Below are 19,125 nucleotides of genomic sequence, written 5' to 3'. Positions count from 1 at the left end.
GATGGCAAGAGCCGAACGCAGGGCAAGCTGGATCAGGGTCCGACCGGAGGGTCTGCTTGTCGAGCCGGGCGGCTTCTATGTCGACCCGACCCGCGCCGTCGAGCGCGCGGTCATCACCCACGGACATGCCGACCATGCGCGGCCAGGCCATGGTGCGGTCGCGGCGACGCCTGCGACCCTCGCCATCATGCGGACCCGATACGGCGAGACGCCGTTCGGCACCGGCCAGCCACTGGCTTTCGGCGAGGCGATCTCGATCAACGGCGTCAGGGTGCGCCTCGTGCCGGCCGGCCATGTGCTCGGCAGCGCGCAGGTGGTGCTCGAATACATGGGCGAGCGGGTCGTCGTCTCCGGCGACTACAAGCGCCGTCCCGACCGCACCTGCGCGGGGTTCGAGCCTGTGCCTTGCGACGTGTTCGTCACCGAAGCGACCTTCGGGCTGCCCGTCTTCCGCCACCCGCCTGACGAGGGCGAAATTGCGACGCTGATGCATTCGCGGCGCCTGTTTCCCGAGCGCTGCCATGTCATCGGGACCTACTCTCTCGGAAAAGCGCAGCGGCTGATCTCGCTGATCCGGGCCGCTGGGTACGACAAGCCTCTGTACCTGCATGGCGCATTGATCCCGCTCTGCGAGCTTTATCAGGCGCATGGCGTCGATCTCGGTGAACTGCTCCCGGCGACGGCGGGGGAGAAGGGACAGCCGCGCGCGGATCTTTCAGGTGAGATCGTTCTTGCCCCGCCCTCGGCGATCGCCGACCGCTGGGCGCGGCGCCTGCCGGACCCGGTGGTCGCCATGGCATCGGGATGGATGCGGGTGAAGCAGCGGGCGAAGCAGGGTGGCGTCGAACTCCCGCTGGTAATCTCGGACCACGCCGACTGGGACGAGTTGCTGCAGACACTCGATGATGTCGGCGCACCGGAGGTCTGGGTGACGCACGGACGCGAGGAAGCGCTTGTCCATGCCGCGCGGCAGAAGGGCATCGAGGCCAAGGCGCTCAGGCTGCTCGGCTATGAGGAGGAGGGCTGATGCTTCGCTTCGCCCATCTGCTCGACCGGCTGCTCTACGCGCCCCAACGCAATACCAAGCTGAAGCTGATGGCGGATTATTTCCGCTCCGCGCCGGACCCGGACCGGGGGATCGCGCTTGCGGCGCTGGCGGGGGTACTGGATGTCAAGAGCGCGAAACCATCGACGATCCGCACCCTCGTCACGCAGCGCGTCGATCCCGAACTCTTTGGCTGGTCCTACGATTTCGTCGGCGACCTCGCGGAAACCACGGCATTGATCTGGCCGGAGCGTCCGACCAACCGGGCGACGCCCGGGCTGGCAGAGATCCCGGCTGAACTTGAAGGGCTGAGCGTGGCCGAAGCCTCGGAGGTGATCGAGAGCTGGCTCGACACGCTGGATGCGACCGGGCGTTGGGCGTTGCTGAAACTTGTGACCGGAGGGATGCGGGTCGGCGTCTCCGCCCGTCTTGCCAAGACGGCACTTGCCGACGCGTTCGGCCGCGAAGTCGACGAGATCGAGGAAATCTGGCACGGGTTGGAGCCGCCCTATAAAGAGCTCTTCGACTGGCTTGAGGGGCGTTCCGATCAGCCGGATATGAGCAACCGCGCGGTCTTCAGGCCTTTGATGCTGGCGAACCCCTTGGAAGACGGCGATCTCGCGCGGCTCGATCTCTCTCAATATGTCGCGGAATGGAAATGGGACGGCATCCGGGTGCAGATCGCGTCCCGCAGCGGCGAGGTCAGGCTCTATTCGCGGACCGGTGACGATATCTCGGTGGCCTTTCCGGACATCGTCGATTTCATCTCTTTCGAGGGCGTGCTCGATGGTGAGCTGCTGGTACTACGCGACGGCGAGGTGGCTCCCTTCAACGATCTGCAGCAGCGTCTCAACCGCAAGCGCGTGACGCGCCGCATGCTTCAGGATCACCCGGCGCATATCCGCCTCTACGATATCCTGTTCGATGGTGACGAGGATCTGCGGGCGCTGCCCTTCACGGAGCGCCGGGAGCGGCTGGAGCGATTCCATGAGCGCGAGAATCCCGCGCGCGCAGACCTGTCGGAGATCGTGACCTTCGAGGACCTGGCGGCGCTGGAAGCGCTCCGGGACGCTTGCCGTGGCGAGCAGCTCGAAGGTCTGATGCTGAAGCGGCGCGACAGTGCCTATCTTGCCGGCCGCCCGAAGGGCCCCTGGTTCAAGTGGAAGCGGGACGCGCTTACCCTCGACACCGTCGTCATGTATGCCCAGCGCGGGCACGGCAAGCGATCCTCCTTCTATTCCGACTTCACTTTCGGTGCCTGGCGCGAGGGCGAGGGCGGGCCGGAGCTGGTCCCGGTCGGCAAGGCCTATTCCGGCTTCACCGACGAGGAACTGAAGCGGCTCGACAAGTGGGTGCGGGACAATACGGTGCAGCGCTACGGACCGGTGCGCGAGGTCGCGCCGGGCCTGGTGGTCGAGGTTGCCTTCGACAGCGTGCATCGTTCTTCTCGCCACAAGAGCGGCGTCGCCATGCGCTTTCCGCGGTTCCACCGTATCCGCTGGGACAAGCCTGTGGAGGAGGCGGACCGGCTGGAGAGCCTTGAGAAACTGATCGTCTGATCACCCGTGTCGCGCGCTTCCAACACAAGCCATTTCTTGATAAAGACGGATAACCTGTTGGAATCCGAAATGAATGACCGAGCCGCAGACCGTATCCTCTTTCAGCTGAAGACCCGGGGTCCGCAGACCATCGGAGAACTCGGCGCGCGTTTCTCCATGACCGGGGAAGCGGCGCGGCAGCATCTCGCGAAGCTGGCCGACGCCGGACTGGTGAGGCACGAGGACCGGCCCGAGGGACGCGGGCGGCCGAAGCGCTACTGGGCGCTGACGGAAGAGGGCAATGCGCGGTTCCCCGACAGCCATGCGCAGCTCACGGTGGACCTGCTGCAGTCGGTCCGGGAACTCTTCGGCGAGGACGGCCTAGACCGGTTGATTGAGAAGCGCCGAACTGAGAATCTCGCGGTCTACAAGGCGGAGGTCTCGACGGAATCCTCGCTTCGTCAAAAGCTCGACCGGCTGGTTTCCCTACGCGACCGCGAGGGCTACATGGCCGAATGTTCCGGGACGGACGAGGACGGCTACCTGCTCGTGGAAAACCATTGTCCGGTCTGTGCTGCGGCGGCCGAATGCCAAGGCCTTTGCCGCGCTGAACTGGAGCTGTTTCAGGATGTTCTCGGACCGGATTGCGTGGTAGAGCGGACTGATCACATTCTCTCGGGCGCACGGCGCTGCGCCTACCGGATCACGCATAAATGAACCGCATCAAACAGCACAAGGTGTCTGCGCTGGTCGGCCTGCGCAGGAAGGTCCCCATTGGCATCGGACACAATCAGGGACCGCCGCTCAGCAATGCATGGCACAAGACGCACTGGAAGAAAGCGAGCGCCAAGGCCTGGGAGACCCCGGACCGGCTCATTCTCCAGCGCCGCGTCAAGCGGGCGAAGGAACTCGGCATGACCTATCGGGAATACGTGCTCGAGATTCTCGAGCGCGGAAAGCATCTCTGAGATTGGCGGGGCTCAATTCCGGTTGTCGAAGGCCAGTCGGGCGGCGAGACCGACGAACACCGTACCGAGGAAATATTGCGAGAGTTTGCGCAGCCGCCCGCTGCCCGCGATAAAGCTCCCGAGACGGCTGGCGGAAAGGATCACGCAGCCGTTGACGAAGAAGCCGATGGCGTTCAGCACCGTCGCCAGGACCATGATCTGCATTGCGACGGAACCAGCCTCCCGGACGATGAATTGCGGGAAGAGGGCGAGAACGAATATCGCCATTTTCGGATTGAGTATGTTGGTCAGCAAGCCATCGCGGAACATGACGCGCGCGGTCCGTTTGGAGCGCGGCCTTGCATCTTCCGCCATGCTGGCGAAGGCGGTTAGCGGCGTCTTATTTTCGCTTTACGCAACGACGCCGGCCTCGCCCGTCTTCGGCTCGGTTTTGCCGGGTGCTGTCTTCTGATAGTCGATCAAGTGAGCGTTTTCCTGACGGATGCGTGCGGCCGCTTCATCGTACAGGAACGGCAGGAAGGCGTAACGCCGCCCGCGCGTAACCTTGCTGACCCTGTGCAGAAGCGAGCAGGAGAAAACGACAGCGCCGCCGGCGGGAGCCTTGAAGGACCGCGGTCCGTATTCAGGGAAACTCACTTCGCCGCCGTCGAAATCGTCGTTGAGATTGACGGACACGGCGAAGCGCCGGTGGGCAGTTCCTCTTGAATTGTTGTCCCGGTGAGGCGCGAAATGCCCGCCATCCTCGGCCGCGTAACAGGCGACCATGAAGCGCTCCATTCGTGTCGCGGTGAATTGGTGCACCTTCGCGATTTCGGGGATCACCCTGCGCAGGAAACGCTTCTGGAGTTCAATGTTCAGCCTGTCGTCCGTCAGAGTGATGTCCTTGCGCCGCTTGAAGCCGGCATCGATCACACTGACCGTTCTTCCGTCGATCTCGCGCATGAAGCCGCTCTCCCGACCGCCCTGCGCTTCATAGGTCTCGATCAGATGCTGGCAGAGATCGGTCTCAAATACCCTCGGGAGGTAGAGGATCGGTGCCATCAACTCGATCCCGGAGGCCCGCTCAGCCGGCTGCAGTCCCTCTACCAGCGAGATGACTTCGGCAATATCGCTCTGGTCGTCTCGGAATGGAATGACATCGCGTACCCGCATCGTCGGGTCGATCACGATCCACTGGCGCGTCAAAGCGCCAAGGGCATTGTCCGGGTCAGCCGTTTGGGGCAGAGCTCCGTAAAGTTTGGATACTCTTAGGTCGAAGTCGTAAAAGTGCCGGTGGCCCGGATTCCGATGGGTTAGCCGGGCCTCGGTCTCGTCCGCCGGGTCGATGCTGACGCCAAAGAAGGCGGCATGCCTGTCGTCAAAAAGATCCGGGCGGGAACTTGCCGCTTTGCAGGCGTTCTGAGTGTGCGCTTCCGCTCCGGAGCCGAAAAAACACAGCACTATGTAACGCCCGGCCAGACTGTCCAGCGCTAAACTGGCGTGCTTGACGGTCCTCTGCAAGAACGCCTGTGCGGAGTCGCCTGGCAATGTTCGGGTAGGGCTTTCGTTAACCGGGGTGAATGTCATTTGGTTGGTATCCAGACTTACACGAACCATACGCGGACCGGCTGCCGTATTTCATCCGAAGAAGGATCCGCTGACAGGAAATTCTATAGAGCGCCGGAAGAGTCCGGAACAACCGGATGGTTCCGGACTTTCTTTTCCGTCAGCGTCCGCCACCGTTGCGCGTCAGGCTGAAATTCTCCTCGACGTAAGCGAGCAGCTCTGCCACCGACTCGTTCACCGTCTTGTCCGAGGTGTCGACGGTCAGCTCCGGCGTGACCGGCTCTTCGTACGGGGCCGAAACGCCGGTGAACTCCTTGATCTCCCCGGCACGCGCCTTCTTGTAGAGGCCCTTTGGATCGCGCCCTTCACAGGTCGCAACGTCGGCGGCGACATAGACCTCATGGAACAGGTCCGGCGCGATCGAGCGGGCGCGGTCGCGGTCGGCGCGGTAGGGCGAGATGAAGGCGGTCAGCACCAGCACGCCGGCGCTGGCGAAGAGCTTCGCCACCTCGCCGACGCGGCGGATGTTCTCCGCCCGGTCTTCCGGCGCGAAGCCGAGATCGGAGGAGAGGCCGAAACGGATATTGTCGCCGTCCAGCACATAAACCTGGTAGCCTTTGGCGAAGAGCTGTTGCTCCGCCTCGATGGCGAGCGTCGACTTGCCGGCGCCGGAGAGACCGGTGAGCCAGAGGATGCCGCCCTCGTGGCCGTTGGCGTGGGCGCGCAGGTCGGGCGTTACACGGTGCTCGACGGCGGTGATGTTGGTCGAGCGGACGTCGCCGCGGGTGCGCTGGTCCGGATAGCCTTCCATGAAGATGATGCCGCCGCCGACCGTGTCGTACTCGTCGACCAGCACGAAGCGGCCTGTCTTCGGGTTCTCGGAGAACTCGTCTAGCGCCAGCATCGCACGGGCGCGCAGGGTGACTTCGCCGATGCCGTTGCGCTCGAGCCGGTCGCCTGCGCTTGAGGTCAGGTTCTCGACATCGATCACGGTCTCGATCGACTGAACCTCGACCGTCTGCTCGTTCGTCGCGAGCTTCAGCTTGTAGCGCTTGCCGACTTCGAGCGGCTTCCTGCCGAGCCAGAAGATGCGGGCGCGGAAGACGTTGGTTTCGATCGGCGGGTTGCTTTCGTGGCTGATCACCTGGCCACGCTCGATGAAGAGCTGTTCGGAAAGGGTGATGCCGACGGATTGGCCAGCGGAGGCGCCGAGCGCGGGGTCCTTCACGTTCCAGTTCTCGATGCTCTTGACCGTGACGGTCTTGTTCGAGGGAGAGATCAGGATCCGGTCGCCGGTATGGATGCGGCCGCTCTCGATGCGGCCGGCAATGATCCGGCGCTCGTCGAACTTGTAGACGTCCTGGACCGGCAGGCGCAGCGGACGGTCGGTCGGCAGCACCGGCGGGCTGAAGCCATCCAGCACCTCGACAAGGTGCGGGCCCTCGTACCAGGGCATCCGGTCCGGGCGGGCGACCATGCCCTGGCCTTCGCGGGCCGATATCGGAACGATGGCCGCGGCTTCGAGACCAAGCCCGGAGAGATACTTGCGGATGTCGCCGGTCAGTTCCTGGTAGCGCGCCTCGCGGTAACCGACGAGGTCCATTTTGTTGATCACGACCGCGACTTGGCGCACGCCGAGCAGGTGCAGGATGTAGCCGTGTCGGCGGGACTGTTCCTGCATCCCGTCCTTGGCGTCGATCACCAGCAGGGCCGCATCTGAGAGCGCGGCGCCGGAGACCATGTTCTTCAGGAACTCCTTGTGGCCCGGCGCGTCGATGATGACGTAATTGCGCTTGTCGGTATTGAAGAAGATCTGCGTCGTGTCGATCGTGATGCCCTGGTCGCGCTCGGCCTGCAAGGCGTCCAGCACGAAAGCCCATTCGACCGGCATGCCCCGCCGTTCGGACATCTTGATCACCGCCTCGGCCTTGCCGTCGGGCAGGGAGCCGGTGTCGTGCAGCAGGCGGCCGATCAGGGTCGACTTGCCGTGATCGACATGGCCGACCACGACGAGCTTGAGGGCGGGGCTTTCGGAGGAAACGGTCATCGGAAAATCTCTTTGTGCGGTTCTGACGCGTGCCGCGATTTACATGTAGCCCGCGGTGCGGAGCCGTTCGAAGGCGTCTTCCGCCTCATGGTCCATGGCCCGGCCGCTGCGCTCGGCGATCGTCGTCGCTTCCAGCTCGGAGATGATCTCCTCGATCGTGCTGGCCTCGCTCTCGATCGGATGGGTGATGTCCTGGTCGCCGAGGGAGCGGTACCGCTTGCCGTTGTTCGAGAAATAGAGATCAACGATCGGAATGTTCTCGCGCTGGATGTAGCGCCAGATATCGAGCTCGGTCCAATGCAGGATCGGATGGATCCGGATATGCGTGCCGGGGGCGAAGTCGGTCTTGAACTGGTCCCAGAATTCCGGCGGCTGGTCGCGGAAGTCCCATTCCGCGTTCTCGCCGCGCGGGCTGAAGACGCGCTCCTTGGCCCGCGTTGCTTCCTCGTCGCGACGGATACCTGCGATCACAGCCTGGATATCGCGCTCCGCAATGAGCCGCTTCAGGGCTTCGGTCTTGCGCGCAGCGGACCGGGTCGCCGGCGGCAGCGTCGGGTCGATCTCCTCGATCGGCGGGCAGTCCTTCACGATCAGATTGACGCCCCACTCGGCGGCGTATTTCTTCTGGAAGGCGTACATCTCGGGAAACTTCTTGCCGGTGTCGCAGAACATCAGCGGGAAGGGGACATGGCCGAGGAACGCCTTGCGGGCGAGCCAGACCATGACGTTCGAGTCCTTGCCAAGCGACCAGAGCATGCCCATGCGGTCGAACTTGTTAAAAGCCTCGCGCAGAATGTAGACACTCTGCGCTTCCAGCGCGTCGAGATGATCCATCGGGCCGGTGTTTCCGTTTTATTTCCAAGTGGAGCGCGGTTTCTAGGCCCCATATGGCGACTTGTCAAAAGCGCAAAAGGGGGGCGGGAACGATTTGCACGTTCCTGTCACGCATTTGCGGCTTCCGGCGAAAGCCTGACCTTAGTCTTGGAGGGAACGGCACAACATTGTTCCGGCGCCGCGCGTTCACCCGGTGAAATAGGCGGCGTCAGCCAAGGCCGGACGGTCGGGAGCGAGATCGCTCGCCTTCAGTCCCTGCGACGCGACCTCTTCCGGTAGCGCCGCGCCGCGGGCGAGCGCGGCGGAAGTCATCCCGAGGCCGGCGGAGGTCTGGATACCGTAGCCTCCCTGGCCCGCTAGCCAGAAGAAACCTTCCAGGCCGGGCTCGAAGCCGACCACCGGTGTCTTGTCCGAGACGAAGGAGCGCAGTCCGGCCCAGCGGCTGTGGAACCGGCCGACCTTCAGCGTGGTCGCATTCTCGATCCGGTCGACGGCGATCGCGAGGTCGAGATCCTCCGGCTGCGCGTCGGTCGGCAGGGACGGGGTCTCGTCCGCGGGAGAGCCCAAGAAGCGGCCCGCTTCCGGCTTGACGTACCAGTCCTCGTTCACGTTGACGACGGCGGGCAGCTTGTCGGGATCGAGGCCCTCCGGCGGATCGAAGGTGAAGGCGGTGCGGCGCTTCGGCACCAGTCCGATCGGTTTCGCGCCCGCCATCTTGCCAATCTCGTCCGCCCAGGCGCCCGCGGCGTTGATGACGACCGGGGCCGCGAAGGTTCCCGCCCGCGTCTCGACACTCCAGCCGTCGGCGCTGCGGGCCAGGCCGCGGACATCGGCGTCGGTGACGAGCTTGCCACCCCTGTCCCGCATGCCGCGGATGAAGCCCCAGTGCAGAGCGTGGACGTCCATGTCCATGTCGTTCGGATCGTAGAGGCCGCGCACCGTCTTTTGGGGATCGATGGCCGGGAAGAGATCCAGCAGGCGCTGGCCCTCGACGATCTCCAGTCCTTTGATCGACTTTGCCTGCTCCGCATAGGCGGCCTCCAGGGCGTCGACCTGATCGGCTTCGGCGATGGTCAAGGATCCGCGCGGGGTCAGGATCGGGTCTTGCGCGAAGCCCTCCGGCGGGTTGAGGAAGAATGGCTTCCCGGCCCGATTCAAGGCGCGGATCGCGGCGTTGCCGTAGCTCTCGATATAGAGCGCGGCGGACCGGCCGGTTGTGTGGTAGCCGGGCTGATCCTCGCGCTCGAGCAGGATGACGGAGCCGTGCGGCGCGAGAAAATAGGCGCAGGAGGCGCCGGCCATCCCGGCCCCGATGATGAGGAAATCGGCGTGCTGAATCGTGTCGGTCATGATGCTGGTGTTCCGAAGGTGGGACCCGGACCTTACGCCGATGCGGCGGAGTGGCTCAAGGGGGGCAATGGTTCCGAGCGGCCAGCGCATTCGTTCCGGGAGGGGCGTTGACAGGACCCGGCATGACGCAGTCCGATCACGATGGACCGACTGGGATCACAAGGGGATTGAACATGGCTGCGGCTGCCTACGATATCGTGCTTGAGGGCGGAGACGTCATTGACGGGACCGGCGGGCCGCGCCGGCGTGCGGATGTCGGAATCCGGGACGAGAAGATCGCCGCGGTCGGCGATCTCTCGGGCGCCGAAGCGGGTAAGCGAGTGGATGTCAGCAACCGCATCGTCGCCCCCGGCTTCATCGACGTACACACCCATGATGACCGCATGCTGCTCTCGCAGCCCGATTTCGACGCCAAGGTCAGCCAGGGCGTGACCACGGTGGTGGTCGGCAATTGCGGCATCAGTCTCGCGCCGTTGGTCCTCGACATCGCTCCGCCGCCGCCGCTCGACCTGATCGGCGATCCCGACTGGTACAAGTTCCGGACCTTCGACAGCTTCCTCTCCGCCGTGGAGCAGGCACCGGCCTCGGTGAACGCGGCCTTCCTCGTCGGTCATTCGACACTCCGTGTCGGCACGATGGAGCGGCTCGACCGGGGCGCGACGGGGCAGGAGATCAAGCAGATGCGCGGTCTTCTGGAAGAAGCGCTGGATTCAGGTGCGGTCGGGTTCTCGACCGGACTGTTCTACGCGCCGTCGCACAAGGCGCCGACCGAAGAGGTGATCGAGCTGTCGCGCAGCCTGAAAGCTTTTGGCGCGCGCTATGTGACGCATATGCGGAACGAGTCGGACGAGATCATGGACTCGCTGGAAGAAACCTTCACCATCGGACGCGAAGCTGATTGCCCGGTGATCGTCTCGCATCACAAGGTACAGGGAAAACACAATTTCGGTCGCAGCTGCGAGACGCTCGCCTGCTTCGAAAAACACATGCACCATCAGGATATCGGCCTCGATATCTATCCCTATTGCGCCTCCTCGACGGTGCTGAAGCCGGATTCCATTGCGCTCTCGGAGCGGGTGAAAATCACCTGGTCGAAGGCGCGGCCCGACCTTGCCGGACGCGATCTCGCGGACATCGCCAAAGAACTCGGTTGCGACATCTACGAGGCGGCGGAGCAGTTGCAGCCGGCGGGCGCGATCTATTTCTCCATGAGCGAGGAGGACGTGCAGCGCATCCTCAAGTTCGAGCACGCCATGATCGGCTCCGACGGCTTGCCGCATGACGAGTTCCCGCACCCCCGGCTCTGGGGCACGTTCCCGCGCGTGCTCGGCCATTACTGCCGGGATCTCGAACTCTTCCCGCTGGAAGAGGCGGTGCGGCGCATGACCGGTCTTTCGGCGCAGAAATTCGGGCTCAAGGGGCGCGGTACCGTCGCGGAAGGAAACTATGCCGATCTCTGCGTCTTCGATGAAAAGACGGTGATTGACCGGGCGGATTTCGACCGGCCGACGGCACCCGCGGGCGGCATCGAGAGCGTCTTCGTCAACGGACGGATGGTCTGGGGCGGTGGCGCCCATACCGGCGCCCGGCCGGGCCGCGCACTCCGGCGCGGTGCGACGCTCGCAGCCTGACCGCGAGCGTCCGGCGTCAATCCAATGTCGGCATCTTGAAGGGACACAGCGTCTCATAGGCGGCGCTGGCGGCGAAGACCTTGTCCTCGCGGTACTTGGCCCCGACGATCTGCAGACCCGCCGGCAGGCCCTCGGAGGTGAAGCCGCAGGGCACGGAGGCGGCCGGTTGCTGCGTCAGGTTGAAGGGGTATGAGAATGGCGTCCATTCGGTCCAGCGCCGCATGCCCGACTCCGCCGGGACTTCCATATCCGCGTCGAACGCCGCCGTGGGCATGGCAGGCGTCAGCAGCAGATCGTAGCTGTCCAGAAGCCGGTTCATGTCGTAGCCGAGCTGTTCCCGCGCCCGGATCGCGTCCTGATATTCGGGAAGGGTGATTTCAAGGCCCTCCAGGCAAACTTCAGCAAGACCGGGGTCGAGCAGCTCGCGCTGGGCGGGGGTGAGGGCTCTATAGGCGTTGGCCGCGCCGGTGAACCAATGGGCCCGGAAGGTTTCGGCCGATGAGGCCAGGTTCAGTTCCACCTGCTCGACATGAGCGCCCAGTTCGGCGAAACGCTTTACGGCTGCGGCCACAAGTCCGGCGATTTCGGGATCGACCTTCGCGAAGCCGAGATCCGGACTGAAGGCGATCCGCATGCCGCGGACAGAGATTGCGGGGAAGCGCCGGAAGTCGCATCCGTCGTCGGGCGCCGTATACCAGTCCGCGACATGCGGCCCGCTCATCACCTGCAGCATCAGCGCCGCGTCCGCGACGGTCCGGGTCATCGGGCCGACATGGGAGACCGTTCCCATCGCGCTCGCCGGATATTGCGGGACGCGGCCGAAGGTTGGCTTGATGCCATAGATGCCGGTATAGGCGGCCGGAATGCGGATCGAGCCGCCGCCGTCGGTGCCCTGGTTTAGCGCGCCCATTCCGGTCGCGGTGCAGGCCGCAGCGCCCCCGGAAGAACCGCCGGGCGTTTTCTCCGGGTTCCACGGGTTGCGTGTAACCCCGGTCAGCGGACTGTCGGTGACGCCTTTCCAGCCGATCTCCGGGGTCGCGGTCTTTCCGAGGAAGACGGCGCCGTGGTCGCGCAGCCGGGCGACGAACGGTGCGTCCTGGGGCGCCCGATAAGCGGGATCGGTGGTCTTGGAGCCGCGCCGGGTCGGCAGTCCCTTGACGTCCGCGAGATCCTTGATCGTGGTCGGTACGCCGTCGACAAGCCCGGACGGGCGGCCGTCGCGCCAGCGCGCCTCGGACTCTTTCGCCGCCTTCAGAGCACCCTCGGTGTCGATATGGACGAAGGCGTTCAGCTGTGGGTTATGACGGTCGATGGCGCCGAGCGCGGCTTCCGTCGCTTCGACCGGCGACAGGGTTCCGGCCGCATAGGCCTGGATCAGATCGGTCGCGCTCATCATCGCGATTTCACGGCTCATTTCTTACTCTCCAGAACGTGCAAGACCGCTTCATTTCACCGGTTTCGGCCAGGACGGATCCCGAAACTCCTGAATCTCGAAGCGGTAGTTGCCGATACCGCGGAAGAAGGCGGAATAGACGTTGAACTTCTCGCTGTAGGACGGCGCTCCGTCGAAGTTGACGCCTTTCGCCGACATCTCCTCGTAAAATCCGTCGACATCGTCCGAGACGAAGGAAATGGTGACGGCCGGATCGGCTGACGGCGGACGGTTGGTGCAGACCCCGAGAAAGGCATTCGGTGCCACTTCGTAGATATGACAATGGTCGTTCTGGTTCAGCGCCAGCCGGAATCCGAGGGTCTCGGCAAGGAAGGCTGAGGCCGATGTGAGATCATCGGTATAGATGAAGGACAGCATTTGCCCGACGGACGGCATGGCGGCGACAGCTCCCGAATGTGATGCGGTGCCCCATGTAGTGTGCGGCACCTGAAGGGTGGGGAGGCAAGTCTAGGACGCTTCGCGCGGTCGGTGCAATTCGGTCGATTGCGATCCCGTCTATTGGTAGGGCTCGATCGAGTCGGCCTGCAGGGAATAGCCGACTTCCGCCAGATCGTTCGTCTCGTTCAGGATGCCGAGCGTACCGGCGACATACACCGGTTCGAACATCTCCCGCGGATCGTAGGGCTGTTCCGTGCGCACGAGGATGAGCTGGTTCGGCGGTGGCGGCGGCACGTGGATGCAGGCGCCGACATAGGGCACCAGGATCAGTTCCTTCACCCCGACGCCGTCATAGTCGAGAGGGATGATGTAGCCGGCGATGCGGATGTTCTGGCCGATCAGCTCCTTCACCAGATCCTTGCCGTAATCGTCGCTGGTCTGCGCTGGGACCCCGCCATGCTGGACCACACCCAGGCGGTTCATCGTCGCCTGGAGGCGCTCGTCGGCGTTCGGTATGAGGTCTTCCCAGAGAATGTCGCGCGGTGTCTCCGACGCTCTGGCGCCGGCAGAAAGCGCGCCCGCCGCTGCAAGAGACCCTGCGGCCGCGAGGAAAGTTCTACGGGAGATAACGAAAGAGTCGCTCACACCAGCCTCCTATTGCCGGATCGTCATGCCGTCCGCGAGAGATATCCGGTATGCGCGCAGGGCAGGAAACAGCCCTGCAACGATACCAGCGAGAACGAATATTCCCAAGATCGCCACTTCGCGCGCGGTCGGAAGCGTGAAGGGCAGGTAGAGCCCGAAGGCCTCGTCCGCCAACGGTCCGGCGATCCCCAGCCCGGCAAGGAATAGGGCGGTTCCCGTAACGGCGCCGGCGAGCGAGAGAAGGGTGGCTTCGAGCACGGTCAGCAGCGCGATCGTGCCGGGGCCGGCGCCGACCGACCGCAGGATCGCCATTTCCCGGCGCCGTTCTGCAAGGCTGGAAAGAATGGCCGCGACCATGCCGATGACGGCGGTCAGCACGACCATCGCGGACACACCTGCGAGCGCGGTCTCGGCAACGCCGATGAGCGACCAGAGCTCCTGCAGCGCGACGCCCGGCAGCACGGCGAGCAGCGGTTCTTCCGGGTAATCGTTGATGAAGCGCTGCAGCTTGAAGGTCTTCAGTTTCGAGGTCACGCCGACCAGAGCCGCGGTGATCGATTTCGGAGTCAGATCGATCTGCCGGACCGCGTCGGCCCCGGTCGACTGACCCGGGATGCGGGCGCCGCTCTGCCAGTCGACATGGATCGCCTCGATCGCGGCGAGGCTGACATGTACTGTCCGGTCGACCGGCGTGCCGGTCTTCTCGAGAATACCCGAGACCCGGAACGGCATGTCCTCGTGCCGGCTGAAGCCGATCGCGCCAAGCCCGTGCGCGACGACGATCGGATCGCCGACCTTGTAGCCGAGCGCCTCTGCCACGTCCGCGCCGAGGGTTGCGTCAAACAGGTCCGAGAAGGGTTCGCCAGCCCGCATCGTGAGCTTCCTGCCGCCGCGGAAGCGGTAATGCTCGAAATAGGCCTCCGTGGTGCCGAGTACGCGAAAGCCGCGATGGCTGTCGCCGAGGGAGAGCGGTACGGTCCAGGCGACCTCCGGCTGCCGCGCGATGTCCCGGTAGCTCTCCCAGGTCATGTTGTTGGTGGCGTTGCCGATCCGAAACACGGAATAGAGCATGAGCTGCACACCGCCGCTGCGCGCACCGACGATCAGGTCGGTGCCGGATATGGTATTGCCGAAACTGGCGCGGGCCCCGGTCCGAACCCGTTCCACGCCGAGAAACAGCGCGATGCTGACCGCGAGAGCGAGCACGGTAAGCAATGCGGTCGCCCACCTGTTGGCCATGGAGCGTCCAGTGAGTCTCAGCAGAATCACGCCGCTGCCTCCGTTCTGAGAACGTCGGTCGTGCGGACGACGCGGTCGAAGCGCGGTGCAAGGCGTTCGTCGTGGCTCACCATCAGCAGGCTCGCGCCGAGCCTGTCGAGTTGCGCGAAGAGCAAGTCCAGGAAACGCTCCTGGCTGGCGCCGTCCAGCGCCGAGGTCGGTTCGTCCGCGACGATGAGCTCCGGACCGCCGATCAAAGCGCGGGCGGCGGCGACACGCTGCTGCTGGCCGGTGCTGAGACCGGAGGCCGGGCGGAGCCGCATCTTGCCTTCCGGGAGGTCGAGACGGGTCAGCAACTCGTCGGCGGCGTCCGCATCCCCGCCTGCGCGGCGGGCGCGTCCGGGAGCGAAGGCAAGGCCGAGGCGCACATTCTCCAGTGCCGAGGCATAGGGAAGCAGATTGAACATCTGGAAGATCACGCCGATATGCTCCGCCCGGAAACGGTCGCGCCGCGCCGATGAGAGGGCCGCGAGATCCGTGCCGAGGATCTCGATCTTCCCCTCGGCCGGCGTCGAGATCCCGCAAATCAGGCCCAGCAGGGTCGACTTGCCGTCGCCGGACGGGCCGAGCAGCAGAACCCGCTCCCCCCGTGCAACCTGGAACGCGTCGACGGCGACCCGAAAGCCGGTCCCTTTCCATTCGAATTGCACACCCGAGAGGGCAATCGCAGGCGAGCTGTCGTCTGGTCGGAGTTGGGGGGCTGCCACGGTTCGTTCCGGGATAGAGAAGTTCAGTTCTTAAGGGGGAGCATAGGCGTATCGCGCTCCACCTCATACTTGAACTGACCTTGCGCGCCGAGGACCGTCACGTCGAGCTCCTCGCTATGCGGAAAGACGGCGAAGAAGGGGAACTCGATTCCGGTGAGCCTGGAGGCGTCGTCGCAGGAAATCTCGTAGGCCACGTGGAATTCGGAATGCTGCTCCTCCTGCGCGGCGGGCTGCTTGCCGTGATCCTCGTGACCGTCTTCGACCTGTGCCTGCGCGAAAGTGCAGGTGGCCCCTTGGAAATGGAACAGCGCGGCGCCGTCCTTCAGCTTCTTCTCTGCGTCGGTCATTGCGGCCTTGTCGGCGTCGGATTTCGCTTCATGCTCGAAGCCAACGATATCCGCACCGGGGATTTCGAGCTCCATCAGCACGCTGTTGCCTTCGATAGCGATATTGAGCTGTCCATGACCATGTTCATGGGCGCTGGAGGAACGGGTTTCGCTCGCGGCGGCGGGTGAGGCGGCCAGGGCGGCAAGCAGAACGGCGGCTGATGCGGAACGGATCATCTTCGGAGCTCCGGGAGCGGTGAGTTGAATTTGAGATGTTATAACATAACAAATTAACTTCACCAGATACTATCGATGCTCCAGGTTCAATTTTGCGGCTGGATATTGATCTGCGCGCCGTCCCTGGGGGTGCAGTTCCCGGAAAGCCATTGCTGGACCATGCTTTCCTTGCAGGCCGCCCATGGCCGGTCGACGCCGCCGCCGAACTCCTCCTGATAGATCGTCGCCATTGCGATCACGGCCAGTAGCGCGGCCAGTATCCACATGCCTCGGCTCATATCAGCCCCCTTTCTCCCGTCCAAAAGTGGGGTCGCTTCTCCATTGATAAAAGGGGGATGTGCCCCGCTTTCAGTCATTCGGCCCATTCGACGATGTGTTCTATAAGTTGCTCGTCCGGCACCAGATCCTCCGAGACGGCGCGTCCCCGGACCGAAATCCCGGCTTCGTGCACCATCTCGGGATCGCCGCAGACGAGAGGATGCCAGAACGGCAGGTCCTTGCCTTCCTTGACCAGCCGGTAGGCGCAGGTCGAGGGCATCCAGACGAGATCCTCGAGAAGTTTCGGCGTCAGGATCACGCAATCCGGCACCTTGGCCTTTCGGTTCGGGTAATCCTTGCAGCGGCAGGAATGGCAGTCGAGCAGCCTGCAGGCGACGTCCGTGTAATGCAGCTCGTCGGTCACATCGTCGATCAGCTTCACCAGACAGCATTTTCCACAGCCGTCGCAGAGTGCTTCCCACTGCTCGCCGCTCATTTCCTCGAGCGGCGTGGATTTCCAGTAGGGGCGGTCCCGAATTTCGCTCTCGACCGTCATCTCACTCCTTCCCGGCGATCCGCGCCAGAACGGGCAGCAATTGTTCGCGGAAGGCGTCGGGGTTTTCCGACATCGGGAAGTGACCCATCTCCTTCATGATGATCGCTTCCGCGCCGGGAATGCGCTTGGCGGTCTCGATCGTGTCCTCCGGCGTGCAGGAATAGTCGTATTCGCCCGTCATCAGGAAGACCGGGCAGACCCTGGTGTCTATGGTTGCGCTCTGGCGCGCATAGTCGCTGTCGGTGCGGTAGAAATGCATGTCGCCCTTAAAGACCTCGGGGCCGCCTTGATAGTAGTGCCAGAGCGTTTCCCAGCGGAACTCGTCCGGGCTTTGCGGCGCGACGAGGCCGGAGACGAGGGCGGCGCAGAAATCTCCGCGCAGGAACTCCGGGCTTTCCAGCCAGCTGTTGTCATACCAGGGCGAGGGATGGTCCGAGCCTTCTAGGCCGATAACGGCCCGGAGCGCGGCGCCCTTCTCAAGCGCAAGACGAACGACGACCCGGCCACCCATTGAGCAGCCCATCACCACAGGGCGATCGAGGTCGAGCGCTTCGGTAAAGGCCTCGACGGCGGCGACATAGAAGCTACTGGTCAGTTTGTATTCCTCGTCCTGCCAGCCTTCCGGCGGGTTCGACTTGCCATGCCACGGCAGGTCGAAGGCGATGACCCGGAACCGGTCGGTGACAGCGCCATCACACATCAGATGCCGGTACTGGCTCGAATGCGCCCCCGCGGTGTGCAGGCAGAGCAGGGGGATACCGCTGCCGGCTTCCTCGAAATAGATCCGGTAGGGTCGGCCCTCGATCTCGAGATGCACGTAACGGCCGGCAATCGGCTCGATCCTGGCGCTCATTTCCCCGCCTCCTGACGCAGGGTCCGGGGAAGCGCGAGCAGTTCCTTCACGTAGCGCAGATTGTGCAGCAGCGGCGCGGTGTTGCCTTCAAGCCGGGCATGTCCGTAGCGGGTCATCGCGAAGAGGTCCTGATAGCCCGGCGGCGGTGCGTCGGACCAGAATGTCTCCCAGACCTCCCGCGGCGCACGAATGGCGAAGTCCCAGCTCCGCATCTTGAAGGGGCCCACCTCGACGGCGCTGACGGCGCCGTTCTCGACCGTGACGTGATAGGGCGTGTCGCCGACCTCGAGCAAGAAAGCCGACCGCATGTAGCGGCCGATATGGCGAAGGTGCGGGCGGCTGGCGACGGCATCTGTCAGGCAGTCGAACATGGAACTGGGTCTCTCCGGGGTCAGTAGACGGCGCGGCCGCCGGACAGGTCGAAACAGGCGCCTGTATTGAAGGTGCAGTCCTCCGAGAGCAGCCAGCACACCATGGTGGCGACTTCCTCCGCGGTGCCGAGGCGTCCCATCGGACATTTCGAAATCATGATCTCGACATGCTTCGGGTCCGCGTTCGCAACCATCTCGGTTTCAATCGGTCCGGGCGCGATGGAATTGATGAGGACGCCGGTATTCACAAGCTCTTTGCTCATCGCCTTGGTGAAAGCGATTACGCCGGCTTTCGCCGCGCTGTAGGCCGGGGCGTTCGGCGTGCCTTCCTTGCCGGCGATCGAGGCGATGTTGACGATCCGCCCGAAGCCGCGCTCGACCATGCCAGGTGCGATGGTTTTCGAGCATAGAAAGACGCCCGTCAGGTCGATATCGATGACCCGTTTCCAATCCGGCAACGCGTAGGAGGTGGTCGGAACCGTCGGTCCGATGATGCCGGCGCTGTTGACCAGCAGGTCGATCGGTCCGATGGCGCCGACCGAATTGGCGTGACCGACGGCCACGCTCGCTTCCGAACTGACATCGACCGTCGCCGCCGACAGACCCGAAGGATTTCCGAGTTCCGAGACACGGGCCGCGAGCGCGTCCGCATCCACGTCCCAAAGGGCGACCTTGCCCCCGCGCTCCAGAATGCGTTTGGCAACGGCAAGGCCGATGCCCTTCGCGCCGCCCGTCACGATCGCGGAGCGACCGGTGAAATCCCCGTCCTTCAATGCGCTTCTCCCCAAGCCTTGTTTATTTGCCATCCGGACTCGTTGGCCGGTCCGGTGTTACTTCGACGCGAGCGTGAATTCTCCTTCGCGGATCCGGTCGGGCCATTCGGCCACCATGTCCGCGACGGCCTGCTCGCCGTAATTCTCGATCATATCGGTCAGGGCCGCAAAGATTGCGGATGAGGCGACCATCTCCGGAGCGCAGCCCTGGTCCACGGCCTCGTCCCAGGCCTCGAGGATGAGTTTCAGCGCAACGCGTTTCTGTTCGTCGTCCGGCAGAACTCCCGCATCCGAGTCCGACATATCATTCTCCGACTTTTCATTGTTCCGGC

The 19,125-nt window shown here is 64.1% G+C and carries 22 protein-coding genes; 5 read left to right on the top strand and 17 right to left on the bottom strand.

All coding sequences use genetic code 11. The features are described 5' to 3' along the window. Window position 1 precedes the first annotated feature (1 nt). The 4 genes from IG122_RS05855 (at window position 2) to IG122_RS05840 (ending at window position 3,551) form a co-directional block, all read left to right on the top strand. The gene (locus IG122_RS05855) at window positions 2-1,027 is read left to right on the top strand and encodes a ligase-associated DNA damage response exonuclease (protein WP_193181376.1); all 1,026 of its coding nucleotides are present in this window, start codon (window positions 2-4) and stop codon (window positions 1,025-1,027) included. Next, complete coding sequence (locus IG122_RS05850; protein WP_193181374.1) at window positions 1,027-2,604, top strand: cisplatin damage response ATP-dependent DNA ligase; 1,578 nt, start codon at window positions 1,027-1,029, stop codon at window positions 2,602-2,604. Before IG122_RS05855 ends, IG122_RS05850 begins: the two co-directional genes overlap by 1 nt. Window positions 2,605-2,673: 69 nt before the next feature. Next, window positions 2,674-3,300, top strand: coding sequence for a helix-turn-helix transcriptional regulator (locus IG122_RS05845; protein ID WP_193181372.1), 627 nt, complete (start codon window positions 2,674-2,676; stop codon window positions 3,298-3,300). After that, window positions 3,297-3,551 (top strand): hypothetical protein, encoded by a 255-nt coding sequence (locus tag IG122_RS05840; protein ID WP_193181370.1) that lies wholly within the window; start codon window positions 3,297-3,299, stop codon window positions 3,549-3,551. Before IG122_RS05845 ends, IG122_RS05840 begins: the two co-directional genes overlap by 4 nt. A 12-nt stretch (window positions 3,552-3,563) precedes the next feature. Here the strand turns inward: IG122_RS05840 and IG122_RS05835 are convergent, their stop codons facing one another. The 5 genes from IG122_RS05835 to IG122_RS05815 all read right to left on the bottom strand — a co-directional run bounded on the left by IG122_RS05835 (window position 3,564) and on the right by IG122_RS05815 (window position 9,327). Further along, window positions 3,564-3,905, bottom strand: coding sequence for a LysE family translocator (locus IG122_RS05835; protein WP_193181369.1), 342 nt, complete (start codon window positions 3,903-3,905; stop codon window positions 3,564-3,566). A gap of 36 nt (window positions 3,906-3,941) precedes the next feature. Next, on the bottom strand, window positions 3,942-5,117 hold the full coding sequence (locus IG122_RS05830) for a 2OG-Fe(II) oxygenase (RefSeq protein WP_193181367.1): 1,176 nt from the start codon (window positions 5,115-5,117) through the stop codon (window positions 3,942-3,944). 139 nt (window positions 5,118-5,256) lie between these two features. Next, window positions 5,257-7,143 (bottom strand): adenylyl-sulfate kinase, encoded by a 1,887-nt coding sequence (gene cysC / locus IG122_RS05825; protein WP_193181365.1) that lies wholly within the window; start codon window positions 7,141-7,143, stop codon window positions 5,257-5,259. Between the two features lie 39 nt (window positions 7,144-7,182). Then, window positions 7,183-7,977, bottom strand: coding sequence for a sulfate adenylyltransferase subunit CysD (gene cysD / locus IG122_RS05820; RefSeq protein ID WP_193181362.1), 795 nt, complete (start codon window positions 7,975-7,977; stop codon window positions 7,183-7,185). Between the two features lie 186 nt (window positions 7,978-8,163). Beyond that, a complete protein-coding gene (locus IG122_RS05815; protein WP_193181359.1) occupies window positions 8,164-9,327 on the bottom strand; it encodes an NAD(P)/FAD-dependent oxidoreductase in 1,164 nt (387 codons plus the stop codon). A gap of 173 nt (window positions 9,328-9,500) precedes the next feature. Between IG122_RS05815 and IG122_RS05810 the strand changes: the two genes are divergently transcribed. Continuing rightward, window positions 9,501-10,958, top strand: a complete 1,458-nt coding sequence (locus IG122_RS05810) for an N-acyl-D-amino-acid deacylase family protein (protein ID WP_193181358.1) — start codon at window positions 9,501-9,503, stop codon at window positions 10,956-10,958. A 16-nt stretch (window positions 10,959-10,974) separates the two neighbouring features. On the opposite strand, the gene IG122_RS05805 is transcribed toward IG122_RS05810, so the two are convergent. The 12 genes from IG122_RS05805 to IG122_RS05750 all read right to left on the bottom strand — a co-directional run bounded on the left by IG122_RS05805 (window position 10,975) and on the right by IG122_RS05750 (window position 19,096). After that, window positions 10,975-12,372, bottom strand: coding sequence for an amidase (locus IG122_RS05805; protein ID WP_193181355.1), 1,398 nt, complete (start codon window positions 12,370-12,372; stop codon window positions 10,975-10,977). Window positions 12,373-12,402: 30 nt separating this feature from the next. Then, window positions 12,403-12,786, bottom strand: coding sequence for a VOC family protein (locus tag IG122_RS05800; RefSeq protein WP_193181353.1), 384 nt, complete (start codon window positions 12,784-12,786; stop codon window positions 12,403-12,405). Window positions 12,787-12,906: 120 nt separating this feature from the next. Further along, window positions 12,907-13,434, bottom strand: coding sequence for a DUF3299 domain-containing protein (locus IG122_RS05795; protein ID WP_193181351.1), 528 nt, complete (start codon window positions 13,432-13,434; stop codon window positions 12,907-12,909). 9 nt (window positions 13,435-13,443) lie between these two features. Then, window positions 13,444-14,673, bottom strand: coding sequence for an ABC transporter permease (locus IG122_RS05790; RefSeq protein ID WP_226893367.1), 1,230 nt, complete (start codon window positions 14,671-14,673; stop codon window positions 13,444-13,446). 26 nt (window positions 14,674-14,699) lie between these two features. Continuing rightward, the gene (locus tag IG122_RS05785) at window positions 14,700-15,419 is read right to left on the bottom strand and encodes an ABC transporter ATP-binding protein (RefSeq protein WP_193181350.1); all 720 of its coding nucleotides are present in this window, start codon (window positions 15,417-15,419) and stop codon (window positions 14,700-14,702) included. Window positions 15,420-15,442: 23 nt separating this feature from the next. Beyond that, the gene (locus tag IG122_RS05780; RefSeq protein ID WP_193181348.1) at window positions 15,443-15,982 is read right to left on the bottom strand and encodes a DUF2796 domain-containing protein; all 540 of its coding nucleotides are present in this window, start codon (window positions 15,980-15,982) and stop codon (window positions 15,443-15,445) included. A gap of 86 nt (window positions 15,983-16,068) precedes the next feature. Continuing rightward, on the bottom strand, window positions 16,069-16,260 hold the full coding sequence (locus tag IG122_RS05775; RefSeq protein WP_193181346.1) for a hypothetical protein: 192 nt from the start codon (window positions 16,258-16,260) through the stop codon (window positions 16,069-16,071). Between the two features lie 74 nt (window positions 16,261-16,334). Continuing rightward, complete coding sequence (locus IG122_RS05770; RefSeq protein WP_226893366.1) at window positions 16,335-16,796, bottom strand: YcgN family cysteine cluster protein; 462 nt, start codon at window positions 16,794-16,796, stop codon at window positions 16,335-16,337. A gap of 1 nt (window position 16,797) precedes the next feature. Beyond that, window positions 16,798-17,649 carry an alpha/beta fold hydrolase gene (locus IG122_RS05765; RefSeq protein ID WP_193181345.1) on the bottom strand — a complete coding sequence of 284 codons (852 nt, stop codon included), beginning with the start codon at window positions 17,647-17,649 and terminating at the stop codon, window positions 16,798-16,800. After that, window positions 17,646-18,020, bottom strand: a complete 375-nt coding sequence (locus IG122_RS05760) for a hypothetical protein (RefSeq protein WP_193181343.1) — start codon at window positions 18,018-18,020, stop codon at window positions 17,646-17,648. Before IG122_RS05760 ends, IG122_RS05765 begins: the two co-directional genes overlap by 4 nt. A 20-nt stretch (window positions 18,021-18,040) precedes the next feature. Next, window positions 18,041-18,793 (bottom strand): SDR family NAD(P)-dependent oxidoreductase, encoded by a 753-nt coding sequence (locus IG122_RS05755; protein ID WP_226893365.1) that lies wholly within the window; start codon window positions 18,791-18,793, stop codon window positions 18,041-18,043. 57 nt (window positions 18,794-18,850) lie between these two features. After that, window positions 18,851-19,096 carry a hypothetical protein gene (locus IG122_RS05750; protein WP_193181339.1) on the bottom strand — a complete coding sequence of 82 codons (246 nt, stop codon included), beginning with the start codon at window positions 19,094-19,096 and terminating at the stop codon, window positions 18,851-18,853. Window positions 19,097-19,125 lie beyond the last annotated feature (29 nt).

This window comes from Nisaea sediminum (genome assembly GCF_014904705.1).
Lineage (GTDB): Bacteria > Pseudomonadota > Alphaproteobacteria > Thalassobaculales > Thalassobaculaceae > Nisaea > Nisaea sediminum.
Note: the sequence above shows the minus strand (reverse complement) of the source record. Positions and strands in the feature narration are given on the sequence as shown.

Coding starts and splice junctions, on each gene's coding strand:
- IG122_RS05855 (WP_193181376.1), top strand. CDS start 2: ATGGCAAGAGCCGAACGCAGGGCAAGCTGGATCAGGGTCCGACCGGAG.
- IG122_RS05850 (WP_193181374.1), top strand. CDS start 1,027: ATGCTTCGCTTCGCCCATCTGCTCGACCGGCTGCTCTACGCGCCCCAA.
- IG122_RS05845 (WP_193181372.1), top strand. CDS start 2,674: ATGAATGACCGAGCCGCAGACCGTATCCTCTTTCAGCTGAAGACCCGG.
- IG122_RS05840 (WP_193181370.1), top strand. CDS start 3,297: ATGAACCGCATCAAACAGCACAAGGTGTCTGCGCTGGTCGGCCTGCGC.
- IG122_RS05835 (WP_193181369.1), bottom strand. CDS start 3,905: ATGGCGGAAGATGCAAGGCCGCGCTCCAAACGGACCGCGCGCGTCATG.
- IG122_RS05830 (WP_193181367.1), bottom strand. CDS start 5,117: ATGACATTCACCCCGGTTAACGAAAGCCCTACCCGAACATTGCCAGGC.
- cysC (WP_193181365.1), bottom strand. CDS start 7,143: ATGACCGTTTCCTCCGAAAGCCCCGCCCTCAAGCTCGTCGTGGTCGGC.
- cysD (WP_193181362.1), bottom strand. CDS start 7,977: ATGGATCATCTCGACGCGCTGGAAGCGCAGAGTGTCTACATTCTGCGC.
- IG122_RS05815 (WP_193181359.1), bottom strand. CDS start 9,327: ATGACCGACACGATTCAGCACGCCGATTTCCTCATCATCGGGGCCGGG.
- IG122_RS05810 (WP_193181358.1), top strand. CDS start 9,501: ATGGCTGCGGCTGCCTACGATATCGTGCTTGAGGGCGGAGACGTCATT.
- IG122_RS05805 (WP_193181355.1), bottom strand. CDS start 12,372: ATGAGCCGTGAAATCGCGATGATGAGCGCGACCGATCTGATCCAGGCC.
- IG122_RS05800 (WP_193181353.1), bottom strand. CDS start 12,786: ATGCCGTCCGTCGGGCAAATGCTGTCCTTCATCTATACCGATGATCTC.
- IG122_RS05790 (WP_226893367.1), bottom strand. CDS start 14,673: ATGGCCAACAGGTGGGCGACCGCATTGCTTACCGTGCTCGCTCTCGCG.
- IG122_RS05780 (WP_193181348.1), bottom strand. CDS start 15,982: ATGATCCGTTCCGCATCAGCCGCCGTTCTGCTTGCCGCCCTGGCCGCC.
- IG122_RS05775 (WP_193181346.1), bottom strand. CDS start 16,260: ATGAGCCGAGGCATGTGGATACTGGCCGCGCTACTGGCCGTGATCGCA.
- IG122_RS05770 (WP_226893366.1), bottom strand. CDS start 16,796: ATGACGGTCGAGAGCGAAATTCGGGACCGCCCCTACTGGAAATCCACG.
- IG122_RS05765 (WP_193181345.1), bottom strand. CDS start 17,649: ATGAGCGCCAGGATCGAGCCGATTGCCGGCCGTTACGTGCATCTCGAG.
- IG122_RS05760 (WP_193181343.1), bottom strand. CDS start 18,020: ATGTTCGACTGCCTGACAGATGCCGTCGCCAGCCGCCCGCACCTTCGC.
- IG122_RS05750 (WP_193181339.1), bottom strand. CDS start 19,096: ATGTCGGACTCGGATGCGGGAGTTCTGCCGGACGACGAACAGAAACGC.